Source organism: Xanthobacter agilis, assembly GCF_021730435.1.
In the GTDB taxonomy this organism is placed as follows: domain Bacteria; phylum Pseudomonadota; class Alphaproteobacteria; order Rhizobiales; family Xanthobacteraceae; genus Xanthobacter; species Xanthobacter agilis.
Genome location: NZ_JABWGX010000004.1, coordinates 46,667 through 70,166, shown reverse-complemented (window position 1 = coordinate 70,166; position 23,500 = coordinate 46,667). Strand labels below are relative to the sequence as shown.

Annotated in this window: 25 protein-coding genes; 11 read left to right on the top strand and 14 right to left on the bottom strand. The window is 70.0% G+C overall.

Features of this window, described 5'->3' with window-relative positions; all coding sequences use genetic code 11:
* Positions 1-582 precede the first annotated feature (582 nt).
* Together HUW53_RS03735 and xseA are read right to left on the bottom strand one after the other, a co-directional pair.
* Positions 583-810, bottom strand: coding sequence for a DUF2093 domain-containing protein (locus HUW53_RS03735; RefSeq protein WP_237344572.1), 228 nt, complete (start codon positions 808-810; stop codon positions 583-585).
* 110 nt (positions 811-920) lie between these two features.
* On the bottom strand, positions 921-2,678 hold the full coding sequence (gene xseA / locus HUW53_RS03730; RefSeq protein ID WP_237344405.1) for an exodeoxyribonuclease VII large subunit: 1,758 nt from the start codon (positions 2,676-2,678) through the stop codon (positions 921-923).
* A gap of 168 nt (positions 2,679-2,846) precedes the next feature.
* On the opposite strand from xseA, the gene purD reads away from it, so the two are divergent.
* From purD to HUW53_RS03710, 4 genes are all read left to right on the top strand, one after another.
* Complete coding sequence (gene purD / locus HUW53_RS03725) at positions 2,847-4,109, top strand: phosphoribosylamine--glycine ligase (RefSeq protein ID WP_237344404.1); 1,263 nt, start codon at positions 2,847-2,849, stop codon at positions 4,107-4,109.
* Positions 4,110-4,122: 13 nt separating this feature from the next.
* Positions 4,123-4,563, top strand: coding sequence for an acyl-CoA thioesterase (locus HUW53_RS03720; RefSeq protein WP_237344403.1), 441 nt, complete (start codon positions 4,123-4,125; stop codon positions 4,561-4,563).
* A 150-nt stretch (positions 4,564-4,713) separates the two neighbouring features.
* Entirely contained in the window at positions 4,714-5,292 is a 579-nt protein-coding gene (locus HUW53_RS03715) for a DUF1214 domain-containing protein (RefSeq protein ID WP_237344402.1), read from the top strand.
* Entirely contained in the window at positions 5,289-5,939 is a 651-nt protein-coding gene (locus tag HUW53_RS03710) for a DUF1254 domain-containing protein (protein ID WP_237344401.1), read from the top strand. The genes HUW53_RS03715 and HUW53_RS03710 overlap by 4 nt, the downstream gene beginning before the upstream one ends.
* A 571-nt stretch (positions 5,940-6,510) precedes the next feature.
* Here HUW53_RS03710 and HUW53_RS03705 read toward each other — a convergent pair.
* Genes HUW53_RS03705 through HUW53_RS03695 form a run of 3 tightly spaced genes read right to left on the bottom strand, consistent with a single transcriptional unit; the run spans position 6,511 to position 9,100 of the window.
* A complete protein-coding gene (locus tag HUW53_RS03705) occupies positions 6,511-6,855 on the bottom strand; it encodes a DUF1491 family protein (RefSeq protein ID WP_237344400.1) in 345 nt (114 codons plus the stop codon).
* A 14-nt stretch (positions 6,856-6,869) separates the two neighbouring features.
* Positions 6,870-7,622, bottom strand: coding sequence for a peptidoglycan-binding domain-containing protein (locus HUW53_RS03700; RefSeq protein ID WP_237344399.1), 753 nt, complete (start codon positions 7,620-7,622; stop codon positions 6,870-6,872).
* Positions 7,619-9,100: a sensor histidine kinase gene (locus HUW53_RS03695; protein ID WP_237344398.1), complete on the bottom strand. Its 1,482-nt coding sequence runs from the start codon at positions 9,098-9,100 to the stop codon at positions 7,619-7,621. Before HUW53_RS03695 ends, HUW53_RS03700 begins: the two co-directional genes overlap by 4 nt.
* A 333-nt stretch (positions 9,101-9,433) precedes the next feature.
* Between HUW53_RS03695 and HUW53_RS03690 the strand changes: the two genes are divergently transcribed.
* The 3 genes from HUW53_RS03690 (at position 9,434) to HUW53_RS03680 (ending at position 11,413) form a co-directional block, all read left to right on the top strand.
* A complete protein-coding gene (locus tag HUW53_RS03690) occupies positions 9,434-9,844 on the top strand; it encodes a DUF5330 domain-containing protein (RefSeq protein ID WP_237344397.1) in 411 nt (136 codons plus the stop codon).
* 157 nt (positions 9,845-10,001) lie between these two features.
* The gene (locus HUW53_RS03685; protein WP_237344396.1) at positions 10,002-10,427 is read left to right on the top strand and encodes a SufE family protein; all 426 of its coding nucleotides are present in this window, start codon (positions 10,002-10,004) and stop codon (positions 10,425-10,427) included.
* Between the two features lie 263 nt (positions 10,428-10,690).
* The gene (locus HUW53_RS03680) at positions 10,691-11,413 is read left to right on the top strand and encodes a lysozyme inhibitor LprI family protein (protein ID WP_237344395.1); all 723 of its coding nucleotides are present in this window, start codon (positions 10,691-10,693) and stop codon (positions 11,411-11,413) included.
* Between the two features lie 54 nt (positions 11,414-11,467).
* Here HUW53_RS03680 and HUW53_RS03675 read toward each other — a convergent pair whose 3' ends face one another.
* From HUW53_RS03675 to HUW53_RS03650, 6 genes are all read right to left on the bottom strand, one after another.
* A complete protein-coding gene (locus HUW53_RS03675; protein WP_237344394.1) occupies positions 11,468-12,091 on the bottom strand; it encodes a 2,3-bisphosphoglycerate-dependent phosphoglycerate mutase in 624 nt (207 codons plus the stop codon).
* Between the two features lie 21 nt (positions 12,092-12,112).
* Positions 12,113-12,928: a 4-hydroxy-tetrahydrodipicolinate reductase gene (gene dapB, locus HUW53_RS03670; RefSeq protein WP_237344393.1), complete on the bottom strand. Its 816-nt coding sequence runs from the start codon at positions 12,926-12,928 to the stop codon at positions 12,113-12,115.
* Between the two features lie 30 nt (positions 12,929-12,958).
* The gene (locus HUW53_RS03665) at positions 12,959-13,600 is read right to left on the bottom strand and encodes a DUF1330 domain-containing protein (RefSeq protein WP_237344392.1); all 642 of its coding nucleotides are present in this window, start codon (positions 13,598-13,600) and stop codon (positions 12,959-12,961) included.
* 20 nt (positions 13,601-13,620) lie between these two features.
* Positions 13,621-14,361: an orotidine-5'-phosphate decarboxylase gene (pyrF, locus tag HUW53_RS03660; protein ID WP_237344391.1), complete on the bottom strand. Its 741-nt coding sequence runs from the start codon at positions 14,359-14,361 to the stop codon at positions 13,621-13,623.
* Between the two features lie 196 nt (positions 14,362-14,557).
* A complete protein-coding gene (locus HUW53_RS03655) occupies positions 14,558-15,187 on the bottom strand; it encodes a class I SAM-dependent methyltransferase (RefSeq protein WP_237344390.1) in 630 nt (209 codons plus the stop codon).
* 66 nt (positions 15,188-15,253) lie between these two features.
* Positions 15,254-15,880, bottom strand: coding sequence for a TetR/AcrR family transcriptional regulator (locus HUW53_RS03650; protein ID WP_237344389.1), 627 nt, complete (start codon positions 15,878-15,880; stop codon positions 15,254-15,256).
* Positions 15,881-15,957: 77 nt separating this feature from the next.
* Here HUW53_RS03650 and HUW53_RS03645 point away from each other — a divergent pair, with 77 nt between their 5' ends.
* Positions 15,958-16,947 carry an NAD-dependent epimerase/dehydratase family protein gene (locus HUW53_RS03645; protein WP_237344388.1) on the top strand — a complete coding sequence of 330 codons (990 nt, stop codon included), beginning with the start codon at positions 15,958-15,960 and terminating at the stop codon, positions 16,945-16,947.
* A 24-nt stretch (positions 16,948-16,971) separates the two neighbouring features.
* On the opposite strand, the gene dnaJ is transcribed toward HUW53_RS03645, so the two are convergent.
* Both dnaJ and dnaK read right to left on the bottom strand, forming a co-directional pair.
* Positions 16,972-18,153: a molecular chaperone DnaJ gene (gene dnaJ / locus HUW53_RS03640; RefSeq protein ID WP_237344387.1), complete on the bottom strand. Its 1,182-nt coding sequence runs from the start codon at positions 18,151-18,153 to the stop codon at positions 16,972-16,974.
* A gap of 305 nt (positions 18,154-18,458) precedes the next feature.
* Positions 18,459-20,357, bottom strand: a complete 1,899-nt coding sequence (gene dnaK / locus HUW53_RS03635; RefSeq protein WP_237344386.1) for a molecular chaperone DnaK — start codon at positions 20,355-20,357, stop codon at positions 18,459-18,461.
* 223 nt (positions 20,358-20,580) lie between these two features.
* On the opposite strand from dnaK, the gene pncA reads away from it, so the two are divergent.
* A complete protein-coding gene (gene pncA, locus HUW53_RS03630) occupies positions 20,581-21,252 on the top strand; it encodes a bifunctional nicotinamidase/pyrazinamidase (RefSeq protein ID WP_237344385.1) in 672 nt (223 codons plus the stop codon).
* A 12-nt stretch (positions 21,253-21,264) separates the two neighbouring features.
* Here the strand turns inward: pncA and HUW53_RS03625 are convergent, their stop codons facing one another.
* Positions 21,265-21,645, bottom strand: coding sequence for a VOC family protein (locus HUW53_RS03625; RefSeq protein WP_237344384.1), 381 nt, complete (start codon positions 21,643-21,645; stop codon positions 21,265-21,267).
* Between the two features lie 129 nt (positions 21,646-21,774).
* On the opposite strand from HUW53_RS03625, the gene HUW53_RS03620 reads away from it, so the two are divergent.
* Both HUW53_RS03620 and HUW53_RS03615 read left to right on the top strand, forming a co-directional pair.
* Entirely contained in the window at positions 21,775-22,395 is a 621-nt protein-coding gene (locus HUW53_RS03620; RefSeq protein WP_237344383.1) for an alpha-ketoglutarate-dependent dioxygenase AlkB family protein, read from the top strand.
* 94 nt (positions 22,396-22,489) lie between these two features.
* Entirely contained in the window at positions 22,490-23,449 is a 960-nt protein-coding gene (locus HUW53_RS03615) for a hypothetical protein (protein ID WP_237344382.1), read from the top strand.
* Positions 23,450-23,500 lie beyond the last annotated feature (51 nt).

Below are 23,500 nucleotides of genomic sequence, written 5' to 3'. Positions count from 1 at the left end.
GATGACGCAGACACACAATACCATCGGCCCCGGTCTTTGACCGGTGCCAAGTGGGTTCGCTCAGGCGCCGCGCGAGCTTGACTAAAGCCCCGTGAGTCAAGCTCACAGGCCCTTAGTACAAGGCCCATGTGCCCCGGCCCCGTCGGGGAAGGCGCATACCCTGACCGGGGGACACGCACGGCGCGCGAAGTCCTGAAGGGTGAACAGGCGCCGTCAAACGCTCCGGGGTGCTTCACCTTGCGCCATCGCGGACACGCCGCATCGGCCGAACCGGGACCGCGCCAGCAGAGTCCTGAGCTCCATCACACGTCCCGCCGCCGGCCGCCGACATGAGGCGCGTCACGGGGCGCCGAAGCGACCGTGGGCACCGGAACGGCGCAGCATATCGTTCCCCCTCGCGAGGGGCGTGGGCGCGGCAAGGATCCAAAGACATGCCGCGGAACGGCGGGGTCGCCCCGCGCCGGGCGCTATCCGATCCCCATATTCCGGACAGACCGAGCGGTCCGGCACACCACCAGGGTCGCCGCACACGGACTCTGTTCCCGTGGCCTTGGCATCCCACCACGGCGCAACCGCGCCGGTTCAGGGCATCGGGCGGCCGCGCTCCTGCATGCGGGTCAGCACCGCCTCGGGGGTGGCATAGGCCTCCTGGAGATCCACACTCCAATAGCGCAGATCGTCGAGCGGAATGGCCTGTCCGGTCACCGCGCAGCGCACGAAGCTGCCGGGTCGCACGATGCGGAACTCCCCATCGAGATAGCGCAGCTCCGCCTCGCCGAGGGGCTCGGGGAAGCGTTCAAATCGGTTCATCACGTTACGAAACGTCCTCAAGAGAGGCGCAAAGCATAATGCCAACGCGCGGCGCGCGAAAGAGGTGCGCATCGCCGGCGTCAGCGCACGGGTCCGGGTCATGGCACCCCTCAGTCGAACAGGGTCGGGCCGGGGTCCGCCTTCTTCGCGCGGCGGGACGGCGGGCGCGCGGCGGCCGGCGGCGGCGCGGGCTCGGGAATGACCGCCTCCGCCCCCACCGCACCGCCAAGAGTTTGCGCCCCGATGCGCCCGTCGGCGAATTCCAGCTCGATGCGCCGGCCCGGACCAAGCCCCCCGGCGCGGCGCACGGCCTGGCCCTCGGCATCACGCACCAAGGCGAAGCCGCGCTCCAGAACCCCATGATAGGACAGGGCCGAGAGAAGCTGCGCGAGGCCGTCCAGCCGGCGCCCTTCGTCCCGCAGCCGGCTCGCCACCGCCCGGCGGGCCCGCAGGATGAGGCCGTCCACCAACTCTCCGGAACGGGCATTGCGCTCGCTGTGCGCCCGCAATTGCGCGCCGCGCGCCATGGAAAAGCCGTGGCTGGCCGCCCGCAGCCGTTCGCCCGCCCGCGCCAGCCGGTCCCGCAGGCCGAGGGGCGATAGGCCGGCCCCGGCCCGCAGCAGCCGCAGGCGATGGGTGGCGCCATTGGCGCTCAGCGCCCGCGGCAGCCGGTCCCCCACCGCGTCCATCCGATCCCTCGCCTGCCGGACATTGGTCCGGGTGGCACGCCCGAGGCGCCCGGCGATGTCCGCCACCCGCTCGCCAGCCCGCTCGAACCGCCCGCGCAGGGCCAGCGGCGACAGGCGCGCGCCCGCCTTCAACAGTTGCAATCGGTGGGCCGCCGCATTGGCCTTCAGCGCCCGCGGCAGGCGCTCGCCCACCGAATCCAGGCGCTGGCGGGGAATGGCGAACAGGTCTTCCGGCGACGGCAGCAGCCGCGCCAGCGCCCGCAGGTCCGCGCGGCGCCGGTCCAGCGCGCGCAGCGGCGCCGCCCGCAGCCGGGCGCCGAACCCCTCCACCGCCGCCACGAGGTCCGCGCGCACCGGCACCACCATTTCGGCGGCGGCGGACGGGGTGGGCGCGCGCACGTCGGCGGCAAAATCGATGAGGGTCACGTCGGTTTCATGGCCCACGGCGGAGACCAGCGGAATGAAGCTCTCGGCCGCCGCCCGCACCACCGCTTCCTCGGAGAAGCCGAGCAGATCTTCCAGCGAGCCGCCGCCGCGTGCCACCACGATCACGTCGGGCCGCGGTATCGGTCCGCCCTCCGGCAGAGCGTTGAAGCCGCGAATCGCCGCCGCCACCTCGGCGCCGCAGGTCTCGCCCTGCACCCGCACCGGCCACACCACCACACGGCGGGGAAACCGGTCGGCAAGGCGGTGCAAGATGTCGCGGATGACGGCGCCGGTGGGCGAGGTGACCACGCCGACGACCCGCGGCAGATAGGGCAGTTCCTGCTTGCGCGCGGGGTCGAACAGGCCCTCGGCGGCGAGCCGGCGCTTGCGCTCCTCCAGCATGGCCATGATGGCGCCGGCGCCGGCGAATTCCAGCGCCTCGATCACGATCTGGTAGCCGGATTTGCCGGGATAGGTGGTGAGCCGGCCGATGGCCACCACCTCCAGCCCCTCTTCCGGACGCACCCGGAGGCGCTGGAAAGTGCCCTTCCAGATCACCGCGTCGAGCCGGGCGCCGGCGTCCTTCAGGCTGAAATAGGCATGGCCGGAGGAATGCGGCCCGCGATAGCCGGAAATCTCGCCGCGCACGCGGACATGGCCATAGGCGTCCTCCACCGTGCGCTTGAGGGCGGCGGAGAGCTCGGACACACTCCATTCGGGCGCATTGCCGCGCGGTTCGGGGGCATCGACCATCGAATCAATCTGACCAGGAAGCCGGGCAAGGAGCATAGCCCGCCGCACCCCTATGCGGCGAGCGCAGAGCGAGGGGTCTTGTATGCGCGGGCGCGAGCCGATAGCCAAGGACCCCGACGCGTAAAGAACGGTAACGACCAACAACAACGCTCGAGGAGTGGAGGGCCGATGAACATCCTGCTGCTCGGTTCGGGAGGCCGCGAGCATGCGCTCGCCTGGAAGCTGGCGCAGAGCCGCGAGATCGGCCAGTTCTATGCCCTGCCGGGCAATCCGGGCATTGGCGAGCATGCGGAGCTGATCGAAGGCATTCCCCTTTCGGCCCACGACACCCTCGTCGCCTGGTGCAAGGACCACGGCATCGAGTTCGTGGTGGTGGGTCCCGAGGCGCCGCTGGTGGCGGGCCTGGTGGACCGGCTGGAAGCCGCCGGCATTCCCGCCTTCGGCCCCACCGCCGCCGCCGCGCGGCTGGAGGGCTCCAAGCTCTTCACCAAGGAATTGTGCAAGGCCAACGGCATCCCCACCGCCGCCTTCGCCCGCTTCGACAATGCCGCCGCCGCCGCCGCCTATGTGAAGGCGGAAGGCGCCCCCATCGTCATCAAGGCCGACGGCCTCATGGCCGGCAAGGGCGTCGTGGTCGCCCTCGCGGTGGAGGACGCGGTGGACGCGGTGGAGCAGGTGTTCGCCGGCGGCGGCACCGAAGTGCTGATCGAAGAGTTCATGGAGGGGGAGGAGGCCAGCCTGTTCGCCCTGGTGGACGGGGAAACCGTGGTTCCCTTCGGCAGCGCCCAGGACCACAAGCGCGCCTTCGACGGCGATCTCGGCCCCAACACCGGCGGCATGGGCGCCTATTCTCCCGCACCGGTGCTCACCCCGGAGCTGGAACGGCGCGCCATGGAGGAGATCATCCGCCCCACCGCCCGCGCCATGGTGGCGGCCGGCACGCCCTATCGCGGCGTGCTCTATGCCGGCCTGATGCTCACCACCGACGGGCCAAAGCTGGTGGAATACAATTGCCGCTTCGGCGATCCCGAATGCCAGGTGCTGATGCCGCGCCTCGCCAGCGACCTCGTGGAGCTGCTGCACGCCACCGCCACCGGCCGCCTCGCCGAGGTGACGCCGCGTTGGCACGACCTGAGCGCCATGACCGTGGTCTATGCGAGCCGCGGCTATCCCGGCCCGCACCAGACCGGCAGCGTCATCCGCGGCCTCGACCAGGCGGACGCGGACGGGGTGCAGGTGTTCCAGGCCGGCACCCGGCGCAAGGGCGCGGACATTGTCTCCAACGGCGGGCGGGTGCTGAACGTCACCGCCACCGGGGCCACCCTGGCGGACGCGCGGGAGAAGGCCTATGCCGCCATCGCGCGGATCGACTGGCCGGATGGCTTTTATCGCTCCGACATCGGCTGGCGCGCCCTGCGCCCCGCCTCCTGAGCGGGCCCGCCACATGACCGCCGCGCCCCCGCCCGGAAAGGCCCCCCTGCCCACCCTCGACGACTTCCCGCTGAAGTCGTTCGACACCATCCGCTTCGGCGACACCGACCGGCAGGGCCATGTGAACAACGCCGTGTTCTCCAGTTACCTGGAGACCGGCCGCTCGCAGATGCTCATCGGCCCCGGCCACCGCGCGGCACCGGACGGCTTCTCCTTCGTCATCGTGCGGCTCGTGTTGGACTATCGGGCCGAGATCACCTGGCCCGGCACGGTGGAGATCGGCAGCCGCGTGTCGAACCTCGGCCGCAGCTCGGTGGGCATCGTGCAGGGGCTGTTCCAGGACGGCGCCTGCGTCGCCACCGCCGACACGGTGCTGGTGCTCTTCGATCCGGTCTCGCGCCGCGCCGCCGAGCTGCCGCCGGACAGCCGCGCCTTCCTCTCGCGCTACATGTGACGCCGGCCGGGGCCGGGCCGGGCGTCGATCCCCTGCCCGCGATCCCCACCCGATGCGCGCGGGCGGATGGTCCCTTTGCCCGGCCGCGATTGTGCTCTACTTAAGGGCGTCGAGCCTCCCTCGGACGGGAGCTGTAGCCGGGACGGTGCCGTGCGTCTCTTGCCTCTCGCCTTGACCCTTCTCGTGGCCATCGTGCTCGGGCTGGGCACCACTTTGTTCATGGTGACCCATTCGCGCGGGCTCGACGTGGTCGAAGCCGGCCCCTGGCGCGGCTGGCCGCGCTCCGGCACCGTGAAGGCGGACCCTTATGCCCGCGCCGCCGTGGCCCGCTCCGGCGAATTGCCGCTGGAGCTGGCGGACGGCCTGCTGTTCCTGGCCGCCACCGACGACACGGGCCAGCCCATCGACGGGCGCTGTGAAACCCGGATCATCGGCGTCCTGCCCCAGGCCCGCTTGTGGACCCTTACGGTGATGGACGAGGACGGCCGTTTCATCCCCAACGACGCCGAGCGCTACGGCCTCACCAGCGCCGAGGCCCTGTACAAGGCGGACGGCAAGCTGGACGTGCGCCTTGCCCCCCGCGCGCGGCCCGGCAACTGGCTGCCCACCGGCGCCCGCGGGCGCCTTAAGGTGGCGCTGCGCCTTTATGATGCGCCCTTCTCCTTCGCCTCCGGCGCGGGCGACGCCGCCACCGTGCTGCCGCACATCGTGCAGGAGGCCTGCCCGTGAGCCTGTTCGACACCTTCACCGTGCGCGTCCCGCGACCGCGTGCGGTCAAGCGGCGGCTCGGCGGCTGGTTCGGGCGTCAGATGGCGCGCGTCAACTGGCTGTGGCCGGCGGGACTGCTGCTGCCGGCGGCGATGGCGCTGGTGCTGGCGGGCATCGCCCACATCGTCTCGATCCTCGCCATGCCGGCCCTGGCGGAGAACAACGCCTTTGCCCGCCTCTCGGAAATCGTCGGGAGCAACGACATGAAGCTGCTGCCGGACCCAACCCCCAATGACGCGGTTCTGCCGATGCAGGACCCGGCCTTCATCTCCGCGGTCTGCCTCTACGACCTCAACGACAAGCCGCTGAAGGTGCGGGTGCCCGCCACCGCGAATTACACCTCGGTGTCGTTCTACACGGATGAGGGACTGGCCTTCTATGCCTTGTCCGACCAGGCCGCCGGCAAAGTGATCGAACTCGATCTCATGAATGCCGATCAGAAGGCGGCCCTGCCCGAGGATGAGGAGATCACGGCGGCCGACCGGCTGGTGATCGAATCTCCGTCCGAGGAAGGCATCGTGCTGGTGCGCGCCCATGTGCCCGACCGCGGCATGCGCGAGGTGGTGCGCCGGCAGCTCGAAGCCGCTACCTGCACCTCCGCCAACTGAGGGGACACGCCGACGCTCGGCCCAAGATCGGCCGAAGATCGGCCCATGTCCATCGGCGTCCTGGCGCCGCGCGGGTCTGCCCCGTCGCCGACGCGCGCGCAGGCACCATCAGGGGTACAGTTCACCGCCCGGAACCGCACCGCCCAGGATCTCACGGCCCTCACGGCCCAGAACGTCACGGCCCAGAATCATCAATGGGCCCGGCCAGATGGTCCCACCCCACGCGGGGCGCGGGCAGCGTCCAGGCGCACCGGCGCGCCCGCATCCCGCTCCATCTCTCGCTCCGCTTCCCGGTCCATCTCCCGGCCCTCATTTCCATGGCGCTCGATCCGCACCACCGGAAGTATGACGACCCTCGGTCCGGACAACTCTGCCCTCGGCCTGTCCGCGACGGCTTGCGCCGCCGTGTCCCGCGCCGGGGGAAACGCAATGACAGTGCTCATGCCCCTGGTCCTCCAGTGCAACAGCCATGACCACAACGTCGATTGCGCCCTTATGGTTTCACCAAGCTTAACGGATCGTTAACGATCCCCCTGCGGCAGGTGCGCGCGCCCCCGGCCGGCGCCCAGCCTCACGGCGTGACGAGATCCAGGAAATGACGGCCCGCGCGGTCCTCGATCGCCACCAGGTACAGATCCGGATCGAACCGGATCTCCTTGGCCATGCGGGCATCGGCCTCCGCCTCGGGGCGGCCGGGGGGGACCAGCATGCAGAACTTGCGATCCCCTGGATCATCCTCATCGAAGGCGCTCTGCGGGGCTGGGCCATAGAGGGCGGCGGTGCCATCCAGAGGCGTCACCTTCACGAACACCGCGCCCGCCTCTTCCGAGCCGCGCCGCGCGACGACGCCGAAGGCGCCCTCCACCTGGGCGCGTCGCAGCAGGGCTGAAACGAATATGCCGCTCTTCAGGCGCATGACGCCCCTTCACTTCAGTTGATCGCGATGCCCGAGATCACGCTCAGCTCGCGCACCAGCCCATCGGAGACGTTGCCGTCCACCGGTAGCCGGCGGTCGCGCTCGAAGCGGCGGATGGCCTCGCGGGTTTCCAGGGTCAGCACGCCGCTGGCCTTGAGTGGACCATAGCCGATCTTGGCGAGCGCGCGCTGCACCGCCGCCACGCGTGGCGAAGTGGGCACATTCGCCGGCGGGCGGATCGGATCGACCTCCGCCGAGACGCTCATCGGCCCGGTCGCGGCCAGGGGGCCCACCTTGAGCGGCGGCTTGATGCTCGACACGGGACGCGGCGCGGCGATGGCGCCGGCCGCCGCCTCCTCCGCGCTCACCGGTTTGAGCGTCGTGGACATGCCGGTGACGGAGGTCTTGGAGGCGAGGTAGCCCAGCGTGCCGTTGGTCTCGCCCCCGCCGCTGCCGACGGCGTGACCGTTGGGGTTGACGGGCGGCAGGGGAATGGACACGGAATTGGCGGGGCTGCGGGCCGGCTTCGCCTTGCCACCGCCGGCCGCCGCATCGGGCACGGCGGGGGCGAAGGCGGCATGCTGCGCCGGCACCTGCATCAGGAGCGCATTGGAGGCCACGGCGCCGCCGGCGGCCACCACCACCGCCGCCACCAGGACATCCAGCAGCTTCAGGCGCCGGCCGCCATGCACTGGGGGCGGCGCGAAGGGATCGTCGGCCACCTCGATGGCGGGCGCCGCAAGCGCGGGGGCGGTGTCGAGCCTCATGCCATCCTCCTTGCGCGGGCTTCTGCTGTGCGGTGAGCGGGAAACGCGGCCACCACGTCGTCGCCGCGGCCATCGGCCTTCACGGTTCCGTCGGCGCCGGCACGGACCGGCCCCTGAGGCAAGGTCACCGTGACGGTCGTACCTCGGCCCGGCACGCTGTCCACCCGGAACGTCCCGTCATGGAGCTTCACCAGCCCCTTCACCACGGCCAGGCCGAGCCCACTGCCGCGCGCCCGCTGCGCCACCTCGCCGGTCTGGAAGAAGGGTTCGCCAAGCCGCGCCACATCTTCCGGGCGGATGCCGGGCCCGGTGTCGCGCACCCGCAGCGCCAGGCGATCCCCCTGCCGCCGCGCGGTGAGCTGCACCCGCCCGCCCTCGGGAGTGAACTTCACCGCATTGGACAGCAGATTGAGCACGATCTGCCGCAGCGCCCGCCGGTCCGCCGCGACAAGCGGCAGCGTGGCGGCGGCGAGCGTGCGCACCCGCACGCCCTTGCGCGCGGCGTCCAGCGCCACCATCTCGCGGCAGCCCCCCACCAGCTCGGCCACATTTATGGGTTCCAGCTCCAGGGCATAGGCCCCGGCCTCCACCCGCGACAGGTCGAGAATGTCGTTGACGAGCCCCAGCAGATGCTGGCCGCTCTCGTGGATGATGCGCGCGTATTCCGCCTTGCGGGCATCGTCGAGCGGCGCGCCGGTGTCGGTGGAAAGCAATTCGGAAAAGCCGAGAATGGCGTTGAGCGGCGTGCGCAGCTCATGGCTCATGGCGGCGAGGAAACGACTCTTGGCGGCGTTCGCCTCCTCGGCGTCGGCGCGGGCGCGGACCTCGTCGTCCACCTCCTGCCGGGACACCCGCGCCTCCCGCCAGATCAATCGCGCCCGCCCCTCCGCCGCCGGCAGGCAGCGCACCTCAAGCGGCAGGAAGGCGGTGCCGGCGGTCTCCGAGACGCAGCTCAGGCGCACGTCGCACGCCACCGCGGCGCGTCCCTCCGCCGCCGTTCGCACCGCCGACAGGAAGGCGGGGCGATCCGCCACCAGCACCCGACCGAACAGGCCCGCCCCCCGCAACGCCTCCGCCGGGGTCCGGGCGAGAACGCCGGTCTGGCTCTCCACCTCCACCGCGTCGCCCTGGGCGTCATGCACGCTCACCAGCACAGCCCCGGCCCGGAGCTCCGCATCGGATACCCCGCTCGCCGCCCGCGCCACCCCCGCCGCCATGCCAGCCAGCGCCGCGCACAGCAGGCCCGCCGCCAGCAGCGACAAGGCATCGGCCGGCTCGCCCACGATCAGGCCGGAGGCCTGGGCGACCAGCACCGCGCCCGCGCTTGCCAGCGCCAGCGCCCCGAGGGCGCCCAGCACCACCGCCATCACCCGGCCGAGCCGGGCGAGACGCGGCAGGCCCGCCGCCTCCGCCTCGGAGGTTCCGGCAGGCGCGGGGGCGAGGTCGCCAAACCCGTTGAAAGCGCGTGACCGCACCATGTTCCTCTCAAGCGCCGGCATGGGGAGTGAGTCGGTTCCCGGTGTCGTGGAATGGCACCACTCTCGCACTGAGGCTTTAAGCGAACGCTAAGCCCGCCCGGTGCCGACGCGCCGAGCGTTAACGATGTCTTGAAAAGCCCCTGTGCGCCCGCGCCGCGCGCCACCGCAATCCGGAGCGTCAGTGGTATGTTCGGCAGGCTTGCGGCATCAGGCGCGAAGACGGGAGCCCGAGGACCTCAACCGCCCCTGCGGCACGCCGGCAAGACCTTCGCCACGGCAAACGTCCAGGCTCCAAGGGAGACGGGCTCCGCGGCATGATCTGAAGAGGGCGCGATGTTCTTCCTGCTGCGAATGGCGTTCTGGATCGCCCTGGTGCTGCTGCTGCTGCCGCTCGGCCTCAAGGGCACCACCGGGCAGGATGTGAGCGTGTTCGACGCCTTCGGCGCCGCTCAGGCGGTGGTGGCCGATGTCCGCGGCTTCTGCACCCGCCAGCCGGACGCCTGCGCGGTGGGCGGGCAAATGGTGACCCACCTCACCGAGAAGGCCCAGGCCGGCGCCAAGTGGCTTTCAGACACCTTGTCGAGCCATGGCTCCAGCGGCGCCACCGCCACCGGCGCGCCGCAGAACCTCACGCCGCAAGACCTCACGCCGCAGGATCTGGCCCCGGCCTGGGGCAGCGGCGAAAAGGTGCAGCCGGCGAGCGCGCCGCAGCCCGTGCCCGCGCCTGCCAAGCGCCAAGGCTGAGCCCACCGGGCGCGAGCGCGCTCCGCGATCGCTCTTCCCTTTGCCCCCCTGCGGGTCTCGCGATATGCTGCGCGTGTATTGCACCGCACGCCGCCACCGCGGCGCCCATTGCTAGACCGCTCATAGGCCCGGCGCATTGGACGAAGGGACCGGTTTCATGACCACCAAGGACGACCTGATCTCCGATTTCGAATTCCTGGACAATTGGGAAGACCGCTACCGCCACGTGATCGAACTCGGCAAGGCGCTGCCGCCGTTTCCCGAGGCCGAGCGCAACGAGACCAACAAGGTGCAGGGCTGCGCCAGCCAAGTGTGGCTTATCGGCGAAGCGAAGACGACTCCCAAGGGCACCGTGCTGGAATTCCAGGGGGATTCGGACGCGCATATCGTCAAGGGGCTCGTTGCCGTGCTGCTGACGCTGGTGTCCGGCCACAGCCCCAAGGACATCCTGGAAACCGACATTCTCGGCATCTTCCGGCAGATCGGCCTTGAAGGGCACCTCACCCCCCAGCGCTCCAACGGCTTGAGGTCCATGGTGGAACGCATCCGCACCCACGCCCGCGCGGCGCTGGCCGTCGCCTGAGGCGTGCGGCACGCGGGCGCGCCGATGGAAACGGACGCCGCCGCGCGCCGCATCCCGTCCGCTTCGACCGATGTCCCAAGCGCGGAAGGGGTCCGGCCGGGCCGGCGGAACCTGCCCGGCGCGACGGATCGCGAGCGCATCCGCCGCGTGGCTGCGCTCGCGATCCGAATCCGCTCGCCCCGAATCCGCTCGCCCCGTGTCCTCTCGCCCCACATCCTGCAGCGCGCAGAGGCCCACGCCGGCCGCCCGGCGCCATTGACCCCATGACGGAGCACCGGGGCGCCAGCGACCGCAACCGCCCAAGGCGCGCTCGGCCGCGTTGGGGGCTCGGCCTCCTCGCGCTCGCCCTGGCGGTGAGCCCGGCGGCCCTGCTGGTGTCGCGACCGGTGGCGCCGGAGCCCGGCGCCTCGCTGTTCCCCGGCCCCGTGGTGCTGACGCCGCCCGGCGCCGCACCCGCCGCCCGCGCCGAGGCCGGCAGCCCGCCCGTGCTCCGCGCCTTGGAGCACACCTTGGACCACACCTTGGACAGCGTCTCGCCGGTCGTGGAAGCCTCAACATCAGCCGCCCTCTGTCCGCCCGACCAGATCGCCGCCACCGCGCGCAGCCATTGCCTTTACGAGGCCATCCGCACCAGCGAGCAGGCCTTGGAAGCGGAGGTCGCCAACGCCATGCGCGTCATCGCGGCGCGCAGCGACCTCGCCCCGGTGCAGCGCAATCGCTGGACCGAGCTGCTGGACGAGGCGCAATCGCGGTTCCTGCTCTTTCGTAATTTCGACTGCCAAAGCGTGGCGCCATTCGAGGGCCGGCGCGGCATCGGCAATTTCGAGGAGCGGGCGCTGTGCCTCATCACCGCCAACATGCGGCGCGCCGAGGCGCTGGCCGCCCGCTACCCGCAGCCCTCGACCCCGTCCACCGCCGCCGCGCCGGACGGGCCGCAGCCCCGGCCGGGTATCTGGACCCACCAAAGTCCGCCGGAACTCGAATGAGACCATCGGCCCCGGCCTTCGACCGGGCAACCATTGGGTCCGCTCAAGGCCCGCTCAGGCCGCGAGGTCGAGCTTCTGCTCCACCGTGGAATCGGCGTTCAGGCGGTAGATGATGGGCGAGCCGGTGGCCAGCTCCCGCTTCAGGATACTCTCCGGCGTGTGCTTCTCCAGCACCATGATGAGAGCCCGCAGCGAATTGCCGTGGGCGGTCACCAGCGTGCGGTTGCCGCGCAGCACGCTCGGCAGGATCTCCTGCACATAATAAGGCAGCGTGCGGGCCACCGTGTCGCGCAGGCTCTCGCCGCCAGGCGGGGGCACGTCATAGGAGCGGCGCCAGAGGTGCACCTGCGCCTCGCCCCATTTGCCGCGGGCATCGTCCTTGTTGAGGCCGGAGAGGTCGCCATAGTCGCGCTCGTTCAAAGCCTGGTTCTTCACCGGCTCCAGGGCGCCCTGCCCCATCTCGTTCAGAATGAGGGCGCACGTGTTCTGGGCGCGGGTCAACGCCGAGGTGAAGGCGGCGTCGAACACCAGGCCCTCCGCCTTCAGCCGCACGCCGGCGCGCTTGGCTTCCATCACGCCCTGCTCGGTCAGCGCCGGATCGCGCCAGCCGGTGAACAGGTTCTTGAGGTTCCACTCGCTCTGTCCGTGACGGACGAGCACGAGGATACGGTCGGACATCGAAAGCTCCGCGAGCAGCGTTCAGAAATCGGAGAGGCCGAGCACGTCGGCCATGGAATAGAGACCCGGCTGCCGCCCGGTCACCCAACGCGCCGCCACCAGCGCCCCATGGGCGAAGATCATCCGGTCCTCGGCCTTGTGCACCAGCTCGATGCGTTCGGCCGGGCCGGCGAAGATCACCGCATGCTCGCCCACCACCGAGCCGCCGCGCAGGCTGGCGAAGCCGATGGCCCCGGCCTTGCGGGCGCCGGTCTGGCCGTCGCGGCCCCGCTCGGACCACGCGTCGAGATCGCGCTGGCGCCCCTTGGCCGCCGCCTCGCCCAGCAGCAACGCGGTACCCGAGGGGGCATCCACCTTCTTGTTGTGGTGCATCTCGAGGATCTCGATGTCGAACGTATCGTCGAGGGTCGCCGCCACGCGGCGCGTCAGGGCAGCGAGCAGGTTGACGCCGAGGCTCATGTTGCCGGACTTCACGATGGCGGTGCGCCCCGCCGCGGCGCCAAGGGCCGCATTGTCCTGGGCCGAGAAGCCGGTGGTGCCGATGACCATGGCCACCCCGCGCGCCGCCGCCCGCTCCGCCAGATGCACCGACGCCGCCGGCGACGAAAAGTCGATCACCACGTCGGCGCCGGCGAGGCTGGCGGTACCGTCGGCCTCCACCGTCACGCCCACGGCCGGAAGACCGGCCACCACGCCCGCATCGGCGCCCAGATGGGTGCTGCCGGCGTGCTCCAGCGCTCCGGCGAGGGTCAGTCCCTCATGGTCGCAGATGGCCTTGATGAGGGTGCGGCCCATGCGGCCGCCGGCTCCGGCAATGACAATGCGCAGGTCGGACACGCGTATGCTCCTTGAAGCGGGCCGGCCGGCTCAGAGGGCGGGCTGGCGGCCCGCATGGCCGGACAGGATGATGAGATCGCCCTGGGCGGCGAGCTTGCGACGGGCGAACGCCTGCTGATAGTCGAAGGAGTGATAGCAGGCGCGGGCGCTGGCGAGATCCGGGAAGGCGATCACGATATATTGCGAGCGGCCCTTGCCCTCCACCACCGTGCTGCGCCCGCTGCGCACCAGGAACCAGCCGCCGAACTGGGCCAGCGCCTTCACATTCTCGGCCCGATAGTGCTCGTAGCCGGCGGGATCGGTCACGTCCATGCGGACCATCCAATAGCCGCGCGGGAACTGGGGGGTGCTGTCCGCCGGTTCCGCCGCGCTCGGCTGCTCGCCGTCATAGCCTTCGACAACGGCCACGTCGGTGATGGCGCACTCACCCCGCTGCGCGGCGATGCGCTGGTATTCGGGCGAGCGATAGGCGTCGAGAGCCACCTCATAGGAGGGCCATTCCACCAGCGCGTTGCGATGGCGCTTGATGCCCTCCATGTGCTCGAAATCGCCCCCGGCGATCAGGAATTTCGCCTTGCGCTCCGCCAGGAAGGAGACGTTGGCATGCGCATAGCTGATGAAGTCGACAGGATCGACCACATCCACATTGATGAACCAATACCCCTTGGCCATGCTTACCCCCCTCTCGTGCCTCAGGCGCCGGCGAGTTCCGAAAGGATCTGGCGGGCGGCTTCCCGCGGGTCCGGCGCGGCGATGATGGGCCGCCCCACGACGATCATGTCCGCCCCCGCCCTGACCGCATCGGCCGGGCTCGCGACCCGCTTCTGGTCGCCCACGGCGGCACCCGCCGGACGCACGCCGGGGGTCACCACCAGGCCACCAGGTCCCAGCACCTCGCGCACCATGCGCGCATCGGTCGGAGCGCAGATGACGCCGGCGACCCCGGCATCGCGAGCATCCCCGGCGCGGCGGCGCACGGTGTCGGTCACGCCCGCGGCATAGCCGGCGGCGGCGAGGTCGGCATCGTCATAAGAGGTGAGCACGGTCACGCCCAGCACCTTGAGCGGGCTGCCGGCGGCGCCGCGCGCGGCGGCGGCCAGGGTCTGGGGATAGGCATGGACGGTGAGCAGGCTCACGCCACGGGCGGCGGCGGCGGCCGTGGCGCGCTCCACCGTATTGCCGATGTCGTGCAGCTTCAGGTCCAGGAACACCCGCTTGCCGGAGCCGATGAGGTCGGCGGCGAGATCCAGCCCGCCGGCGATGGTGAGCTCCAGGCCGATCTTGTAGAAGGAGATATCGTCGCCGAGCTGCCACACCAGCGCTTCGGCGGCGCCCACATTGGCATAGTCCAACGCCACGATGAGGCGCTCGCGCGCGGCCGCAAGGCGCGGCGCGGCGCCCTGGTCATCTCCGCCCGAAAGCTCCGCGCTCATGCCCCCTCCAAGATTGTGCCGCGCCTCGCGCGCCGCAGCGGCACCGCCCCGCGCTCCTGGCGAGACGAGGCGTAGCCGTCGCTGCGGCGGGAGGCAAGCCATGCCACGGGAAATGTCTGGCACAGGCCATGTCCGGCGCGGGTAATCCTGCATCCCGCGCCACGAAAACCCGTGCGAAAACGCCGTCCGCGCGCGCTCAGGGCCGGTGATAGACCCACACCCGCGCCGGCGGCAGGTTCATCCACACCCGCGGCGACACCTTGCCCTCGATCTTGCCGGGCAGTAGCGGCACCGGGGAGACCACCGCATAGGTGAACTGCACGAACGGCGCGCCGGGGATCGACATGTCGAACGCCTCGTTGACCATGCGATGGCGCTCGGGCTGGGGCATGGTGAACAACGGCAGCGACGAAATGGTGCCCACCGCCTTGCCGGGCAATTGGTCGCCCAGGGTCTTGCGCATGGCATAGGCGTCGCCATGGATGACCGTGACACCCGGATAGCGCCGGCGCAGCAGGGCGCAGAATTCCGGATTGTACTCGATCAGGAACAGACGCTCGGGCGCGAAGCCCCGCGCCAGCAGCGCCTTGGTCACCGGGCCGGTGCCTGGCCCGAGCTCGATCACCGGGCCGTCGTGCCGGGGATCGAGATAGCTCGCCATCATCTTGGCGAGGCCGGGACTGGAAGGGGAAACCGCGCCCGTCTTCAGCGGGTTGCGGAACCACGACTGGAGGAAGCGGACCTCATCGTTGAGGCCCGGCTTGAAGGGGGAGGGCTTGGCTGCGGATTTGGCGGTGGACTTGCGCGACTCTCGGGAATGCAACATCAGCGGCACCTCTGGCGCCCGGTCATCGAAAGAATGTCAGGCGATTAGACGGGAACGGGACGATGGTCAAGGTTGGTCGACCCGGCGCAGCACCCCGTTCAGGAGGCTGTCGAGCATCGACGCAAGGAGTGGTTCCTCCGGCGTCGCAAGGAAGGCGGAACACGTCATCTTAAGGCTGGCGATGCCATGCAGCAGCACCCACAGGCCGGTCGCGAGCGCCGCCGGATCCGCCGCGGCGCGCAGGCGGCCGGCCGCCGCCAGCTCGGCAAAGGCCCCCGCCAGCAGGGCGAAGGCGGCGGCGCCGGCCTCGTCCTCGCCCCCCAGGGCGCTCGCCGCAAAACCCGGCTCCATGAAGATCAGGCGGTAGGTTTCCGGCTCCTCCCGAGCGAACGCGACATAGGCCGCGCCCAAGGCGGAAATCCGCGCCAGGGGATCGACGGTTTCGGCCGCCCGCGCCAGCCGCCCATGAAGAGAGCGCATGCCAGCCCCGCCGAGTTCGCGGGCGATGGCCTCCCGACTCTCGAAATGCAGGTACAGGGCGGCCGGCGAATAGCCCACCTCGGCGGCAATGCGACGCATGGTGAGCGCCGCGAATCCTTCGTCGAGAACGATGCGCCGCGCGGCCTGAAGAATGTGCGCGCGGGCATCCTCCTTCCGGCGGAGGCGGGGGCTCGGGCTCTCGTTGTCCGACATGGACTCTTTCACCCGTTGACATGAACGGCGTTTAGTTTATGAACATCGTTCAGTGAACGCTGTTCAGGAGCTGTTCTATGTCCAACGCCCCTTCCGCGCAAGCGCCGCTCGTCCCTCGCATTGCCCTGGTCGGCGGCACCGGCCCCATCGGCGCCAGCATCGGCACGGCCCTCGCCGCGACCGGCACGCCGTTTGCGGTCATCGGCCGCGACAGTTCGTCCATCGCCACCCGCTTTGCCGCGATCCCGGCGGTCGAGGCCCGCGGCTGGGATCCTGAAGACCCCGCGCGCATCCGCGCCGCCGTGCGCGGCATCGACACGCTCGTCTACATGGTGGGCGTGCCCTACGACGCCTTTCATCTGCATCCCCCGCTCATGCGGCGCACCCTGGAGGCGGCCGAGGCGGAGGGCGTGCGCCGGCTGCTGCTCATCGGCACCGCCTATCCGTTCGGCCGGCCCCGCACCGCGCGGGTGGACGAGAACCATCCCCGCGCGCCCCATACCTTCAAGGGCCGCATGCGCAAGGAACAGGAAGACCTGGTGCTGGAGGCGCACGCCCGGGGGCGGATCGCCACCTCCATCCTGCGCCTGCCCGATTTCTACGGTCCCGATGTGGAGCGCAGCTATCTCGCCGACATCTTCGCCGCCGCTGCCGCCGGCCGCCGCGCGAAGGTGATGGGTCCCATCGACACGCCCCACGAATTCGTCTTCGTGCCCGACGTGGGGCCGGTGGTGCTGCGGCTGCTGGCGAGCGCGGGCGCGTTCGGCCACACCTTCAACCTCGGCGGCGCCGGCACCATCACGGTGCGCAACGTGGCCGAGCAGGCGTTCATGCTGATGCGGCAAAACCCGAAGCTGTTCGTGGCCAATGCGCTGCTGCTGCGCCTCGCCGGCCTGTTCGATCCCGTCATGCGGGAGCTGGTGGAGATGCGCTACCTGATGAGCGACCCGGTCATCTTCGACGACCACGCCCTCGCCCGGCTCATCGGACCCATCCCCAAGACCTCCTACGCCGAGGGGATCGCCCGCACCCTCGATGCCGCCCGCCGCGCCCTGCGCCGGTCATGAGGCGGGTGAGAGAGGCGCGGGGCGTCACGCCCCGTCGCCGGTGGTTCCCGTGGCGCCAGCACCGGCCGCGCCCTGGAAGAATTCCTTCACCTTGGCGAAGAAGCCGGTGGATTCAGGATGGGTCTCGCCCGAGCATTCCTTGTCGAACTCGGTCAGCAGCTCCCGCTGGCGCTTGGTCAGCTTCTGCGGGGTTTCCACCACCACCTGCACATACATGTCGCCGAAGTTGCGCGTGCGCAGCACCGGCATACCCTCGCCGGTGAGGCGGAAGCGCTTCTGCGACTGGGTGCCCTCGGGAATCTTCACCTTGGTCTTCTCGCCGCCGATGGTCGGCACCTCCACCTGGCCGCCGAGGGCCGCGGTGACCATGGCGATGGGGACGCGGCAATACAGGTCCGCCCCCTCGCGCTGGAAGAAGGGGTGGGGCTCCAGGGACAGGAAGATGTAAAGGTCGCCGGGCGGTCCGCCGCGCACGCCGGCTTCGCCCTCGCCGCCGAGGCGGATGCGGGTACCGTCCTCGACTCCGGCCGGAATCTGCACCGAAAGGGTGCGCTCGCGCGTCACCCGGCCCGCGCCGCCGCAGGCGCCGCACGGATCCTCGATAACCGAGCCGCGCCCCTGGCAGCTCGGGCAGGTGCGCTCCAGGGTGAAAAAGCCCTGGGCGTGGCGGATCTTGCCGGCGCCGCCGCAGGTGCGGCAGGGCTTAGGTGCAGTGCCGGCCTTGGCGCCGGTGCCGTTGCAGGCCTCGCAGGCGACCGAGGTCGGGATCTTGATCTGAGCGGTCTTGCCGGAGAACGCTTCCTCCAGCGTGATCTCCATATTGTAGCGCAGATCCGCCCCGCGCCCGCGCGCCTGGCCCGAGCGGCCACCACCGCCACCGCCGCCGCGCCCCATGGTGCCGCCGAACAGATCGTCGAAAATGTCCGCGAAGGAGGACGCGAAATCGGAACCGAAGCCGGGACCCGCCCCGCCGCCGCCATTCTCGAAGGCGGCATGGCCGAACCGGTCATAAGCGGCGCGCTTCTGCGGATCCTTCAGGATCTCGTAGGCCTCGTTGACTTCCTTGAACCGGATCTCGGCGTCCGCATCCCCCTGATTGCGGTCCGGATGCCATTTCATGGCCAGCTTGCGATAGGAGGCCTTCAGCACCGTCTCGTCGGCGCCGCGGTCGCAGCCGAGGGTTTCATAGTAATCGCGCTTGGCCATGCTTGCTCTTCACCCGCCGCAACCGGCCCTGGTCCGCCACCCGGTCCGTGCTCCGCCCCTGACCCGCAGGCACCGCGCTTTGCGCGGACCGAGGGTGCAGGCACCGGAGCGAAGGCGCCAAAGGCCGGGCGCCGGGGACAGGCGGTTCCGTTTCATCTGTCGCTGCGACCCGGCTCCATCGGGAGGCCGGGGCAGATCCGGTGCCCGGCACAAGGCCGGTCTCCACGGATCATGCCGCAGCGGTTGAAAATCCATTCCCTGCCGGGCAGGGAGAACGGCGGGCGTCAGCGCCCGCCGCCGCGTCGTCAGGCCGACTTTTTCTTGTCGTCGTCCACTTCGGTGAACTCGGCGTCCACCACATCGTCCTGCGGCTTGGCGGCACCCGCCTCCTCGCCGCCCTGCTGGGCCGCATACATGGCCTCGCCGAGCTTGAGGGAGGCCTGCGCCAGGGCCTGGGTCTTGGCCTCGATGGCCTCGACATCCTCGCCTGCGAGCACGCCCTTGAGGTCCGTGATCGCGGTTTCGATGGCGGTCTTCTCCGCCGCGCCGACCTTGGAGCCGTGCTCGGAGAGCGCCTTCTCGGTGGAGTGGACCAGCGCCTCGCCATGGTTCTTGGCTTCCGCCAGGGCCTTGCGCTTCTTGTCCTCGGCCGCGTGGGCCTCGGCGTCCTTCACCATCTTCTCGATGTCGGTGTCATTCAGGCCACCGGAGGCCTGGATGCGGATCTGCTGCTCCTTGCCGGTGCCCTTGTCCTTGGCGGACACCTGCACGATGCCGTTGGCGTCGATGTCGAAGGTGACCTCCACCTGCGGCACGCCGCGCGGCGCCGGGGGAATGCCCACCAAGTCGAATTGGCCGAGGATCTTGTTGTCCGCCGCCATTTCGCGCTCACCCTGGAACACGCGGATGGTCACCGCGGTCTGTCCGTCCTCGGCCGTGGAGAACACCTGGCTCTTCTTGGTCGGGATGGTGGTGTTGCGGTCGATCAGGCGGGTGAACACGCCACCCAGGGTCTCGATGCCGAGCGACAGCGGGGTCACGTCGAGCAGCAGCACATCCTTCACGTCGCCCTGAAGCACGCCGGCCTGGATGGCGGCGCCGATGGCGACCACCTCATCCGGGTTGACGCCCTTGTGAGGCTCCTTGCCGAAGAACTGCTTCACCACTTCCTGAACCTTGGGCATGCGGGTCATGCCGCCCACCAGCACCACTTCGTCGATCTGGCCGGCGGTGAGGCCGGCATCCTTGAGCGCTTTCTTGCAGGGCTCAACGGTGCGCTGGATCAGGTCGTCCACCAGCGCCTCGAACTTGGCGCGGGTGAGCTTCATGGTGAGATGCTTCGGACCCGAGGCATCGGCGGTGATGAAGGGCAGGTTGATCTCGGTCTGGGTCGCGCTCGACAGCTCGATCTTGGCCTTCTCGGCGGCTTCCTTCAGCCGCTGGAGGGCGAGCTTGTCGTTGCGCAGGTCGATGCCCTGCTCCTTCTTGAACTCGTCGGCCAGGTAGTTCACCAGCCGCATGTCGAAGTCTTCACCGCCGAGGAAGGTGTCGCCATTGGTGGACTTCACCTCGAACACGCCGTCGCCGATCTCCAGCACCGACACGTCGAAGGTGCCGCCGCCGAGGTCATAGACCGCGATGGTGCCAGCCGACTTCTTGTCGAGGCCGTAGGCGAGCGCGGCCGCGGTCGGCTCGTTGATGATGCGCAGCACTTCCAGGCCGGCGATCTTGCCGGCGTCCTTGGTGGCTTGCCGCTGGGCGTCGTTGAAGTAGGCGGGAACAGTGATGACGGCCTTTTCCACCGTCTCGCCCAGGTACGATTCGGCCGTCTCCTTCATCTTCTGCAGGATGAAGGCGGAGATCTGCGAGGGCGAATACTTCTTGCCGTCGGCCTCCACCCAGGCGTCGCCATTGTCGGCGCGCACGATGTTGTAAGGCACGAGGCCCTTGTCCTTGGCCACGGTGGGATCATCGAAGCGGCGGCCGATGAGGCGCTTCACCGCGAAGAAGGTGCGCTCCGGATTGGTCACGCCCTGCCGCTTGGCGGGCTGACCGACGAGACGCTCGCCGTCCTCCGAGAAGGCGACGATGGACGGCGTGGTGCGCGCGCCCTCGGCGTTCTCGATGACTTTCGGGGACGCGCCCTCCATCACCGCAACGCACGAATTGGTGGTGCCGAGGTCGATACCGATGATCTTGGCCATATAGTTTCTCCTTGTCGGCAGACCGGCCGGGCCCTTGCGGCACCCGCCTGGAACAGGCCGCGAGCCCCTCCCGCAGCCGATCCGCCGGCCCCCTTCACTTGAAATTGGGGTTCGTCGCGAATACGACGATCGAGGCGGATATAGGGGGGGTGATTTGGCGCCGCAAGGCGTGGTAGCAGGCCGATGCGCCCTTTTTCACGCCCCCGCGAGGATGACGCCCCCGATGTCGCCCGTGCCCGCCTCTTCCCCTGCCGGACTTCCCGGCCACAGTGCCGCCGACCGCACGGCGCTCATCGCCGTGGACCTGCAGGTGGACTTCCTGCCCGGCGGCGCATTGGCGGTGGCCGGGGGACACGAGATCCTCCCGCTCGCCAACCATGCGGCCCAGTTCTTCCGCAACGTGGTGCTGACCCAGGACTGGCACCCGGCGGACCATATCTCATTCGCCGCCAACCATCCCGGCAAGGCGCCCTATGACACCATCGCCCTGCCCTATGGCGAGCAGGTGCTGTGGCCGGTCCACTGCGTCGAGGACAGCATCGGCGCGCGCCTCGCCTCGCGCCTTGAGATCCCCCATGCCCAGCTCATCATCCGCAAGGGACACCATCGGGCGATCGACAGCTATTCCACCTTCTACGAGGCGGACCGCACCACCCCCACCGGCCTCACCGGCTATCTGCGCGACCGAGGGATCGAGACCGTCTATCTGCTCGGCCTCGCCACCGATTTCTGCGTCTCCTGCTCGGCGGTGGACGCGGCGCGCCATGGATTTACCACCTATGTGGTGGAGGATGCCTGCCGCGCCATCGACGTGAACGGCTCGCTGGACAAGGCCTGGGCGCAGATGAACGCGGCCGGGGTCAAGCGCACGCGGCTTGATGCGCTCCGCGCCTGACCCCGCGCGGGGTCACATCTCGGCCGCCGTCATCCAGCCCATGGCGGCACCGGTGGCGTCGACCACGATGGCGATCCGGCCGATCCCCGGCACCTCGAACGGCGGGCGGATCACATGGCCGCCATTCGCCTCCAGCAGCTTCAGCCGCGCCTCCAGGTCGTCCACATTGATATAAGGGAACCAGTGGGGCGGCACTTCCGGCGGCAGGATGTCGGTCTTGTCCATGAGGCCGGCCACCGGCTCGTCCCCGAGGTGCGCGACATAATAACTGGGCCCCCCCTCGGACGGCATCTCGCTGAACGACCAGCCGAGCGTGGCCCCATAGAAGGCCTTGGCCTTCTCCACATCGTCGGTCATCAGCTCGTTCCAGTAGAATTTCCCGTGCAGGGCCATGACTGTCTCCTCCGTGCGATGGCCCTGTTTACAGGAAGTCCCGACCATCGGCGCGATCCCATTTGTCTTCTTCGCGCGCGCGGGTAAGGTTTCCCAAGGGCAAGATCCCGCCCCGCGCCGGAGGCCGCCGTGACCGATCGTCTTGAGCTCGCCCCCGGCGCCTTCTGGTATCCGGCCGCCTTCGATGCGCGAGCGCAGGCGGATCTGCTGGCCGATGTCCGCGCCGTCTTGGCCCAGGCACCCCTGTTCACCCCCACCATGCCGCGCACCGGCAAGAGCTTCTCCGTGCGCATGAGCAATTGCGGGCCGCTGGGCTGGGTCTCCGACGGTTCCGGCTATCGCTACCAGAGCTTCCACCCCGATACCCGCCAGCCCTGGCCGCCCCTGCCGGACCGTCTCCAGGCGGCCTATGCCCGCTTCGGCGCCGCCACCCCGGCCGAGGCGTGCCTCATCAATTATTATGCGCCCGACGCGCGCATGAGCCTGCACCAGGATCGCGACGAGGCCGACCTCACGGCACCGGTGGTGTCCCTCTCCCTCGGCGATACCGCGCTGTTCCGGCTCGGCGGCCCGGAACGCGGCGGCGCCACGCAAGCGATCCGGCTGGCCTCCGGCGACGTGTTCGTGTTGTCGGGACCGAGCCGCCTGGCCTTTCACGGCGTCGACCGCATCCTCGGGGGCTCCTCCCGCCTGCTGCAGGAGGGTGGCCGGTTCAACCTGACATTGCGGCGGGTGAGCTGTACCGGGTGACGCGGGCCCGCCATTCATGCCACCCTTCCAACGATTTTGCCGGGCCGATTCGGGCCTCGTCCGCGCCCCGGCACCCTCGATTGGAGCTTTCCCGATGCGTCGTGGCCTGCTGCGCCGTGGAATGACCGGGCTCGCCGCCCTTTGCCTGTCGTACGCGATCATCGTGACGGCTACCGCCGCCCTCGCCGGCGAGGTCGTGTTTCCGCGCGGCGCGGTGGTGGGGCTCGCGCCGCCGCCCGGAATGGTGGAGAGCACCACCTTTTCCGGCTTCGAGGACCGCGCCCATAACGCTTCCATCCTGATCGTGGACATGCCGCCGGAGGCCTATGGACAGCTTGAGGGCGGCTTTTCCGATGCCGCCCTGGCGGCCAAGGGCATCACCGTGGAATCGCGCGGCCCCTTCGCCATTTCCGGGGCCAAGGGCTATCTTGTTACCGGTACCCAGACCGCCGGGCCGTTCCGCGTGCGCAAGTGGGTGCTGCTGGCGGGAACCGACCTCGTGACCGCCCTCGTCACGGTGCAGGTGGCCGAGACCGATGCCGCCACCCTGCCCGACGCCGAGGTGCGCGCGGCGCTGGCGAGCCTCGCCTTCCGCTCGCCGGAATCGCAGGTGGCGGCGCTGCCCTTCACCCTGACCGACCTCGCCGGCTTCCGCGTGGTGCGGACCTTCGGCGGGTCCACCGTGATGCTCACCGATGGCCCGAAGAATGTGATCGAAGGGGCGGAACAGCCCTATTTCGTGGTGTCGGTGGCGGTCGGCGCCCCGCGCGAGGACGAGCGGCGCCAATTCGCCTTGCGGGCGCTCTCCACCTTGTCCGGCCTGAAGGACATGCGGCTGGAGCGGGCGGAGCCGCTGCGCATCTCCCAGGTGCCCGGTTTCGAGGTGATGGCCCAGGCCGTGGACGCCAAGACCGGCGAGCCGGTGAAGATCATCCAGTGGCTGCGGTTCGGCCAGACCGGCCACATGCGCATGGTGGGCATCTCAAAGGTCGACGCCTTCCCGGAGCTCTACCCGCGCTTTCGCGCCATCCGCGACGGCGTCGACGCACGCTGAGCCCCCTGGCAGTTCCCTGACGGCCCCGCGCCGGGGCGTGCCCCGGCCGCT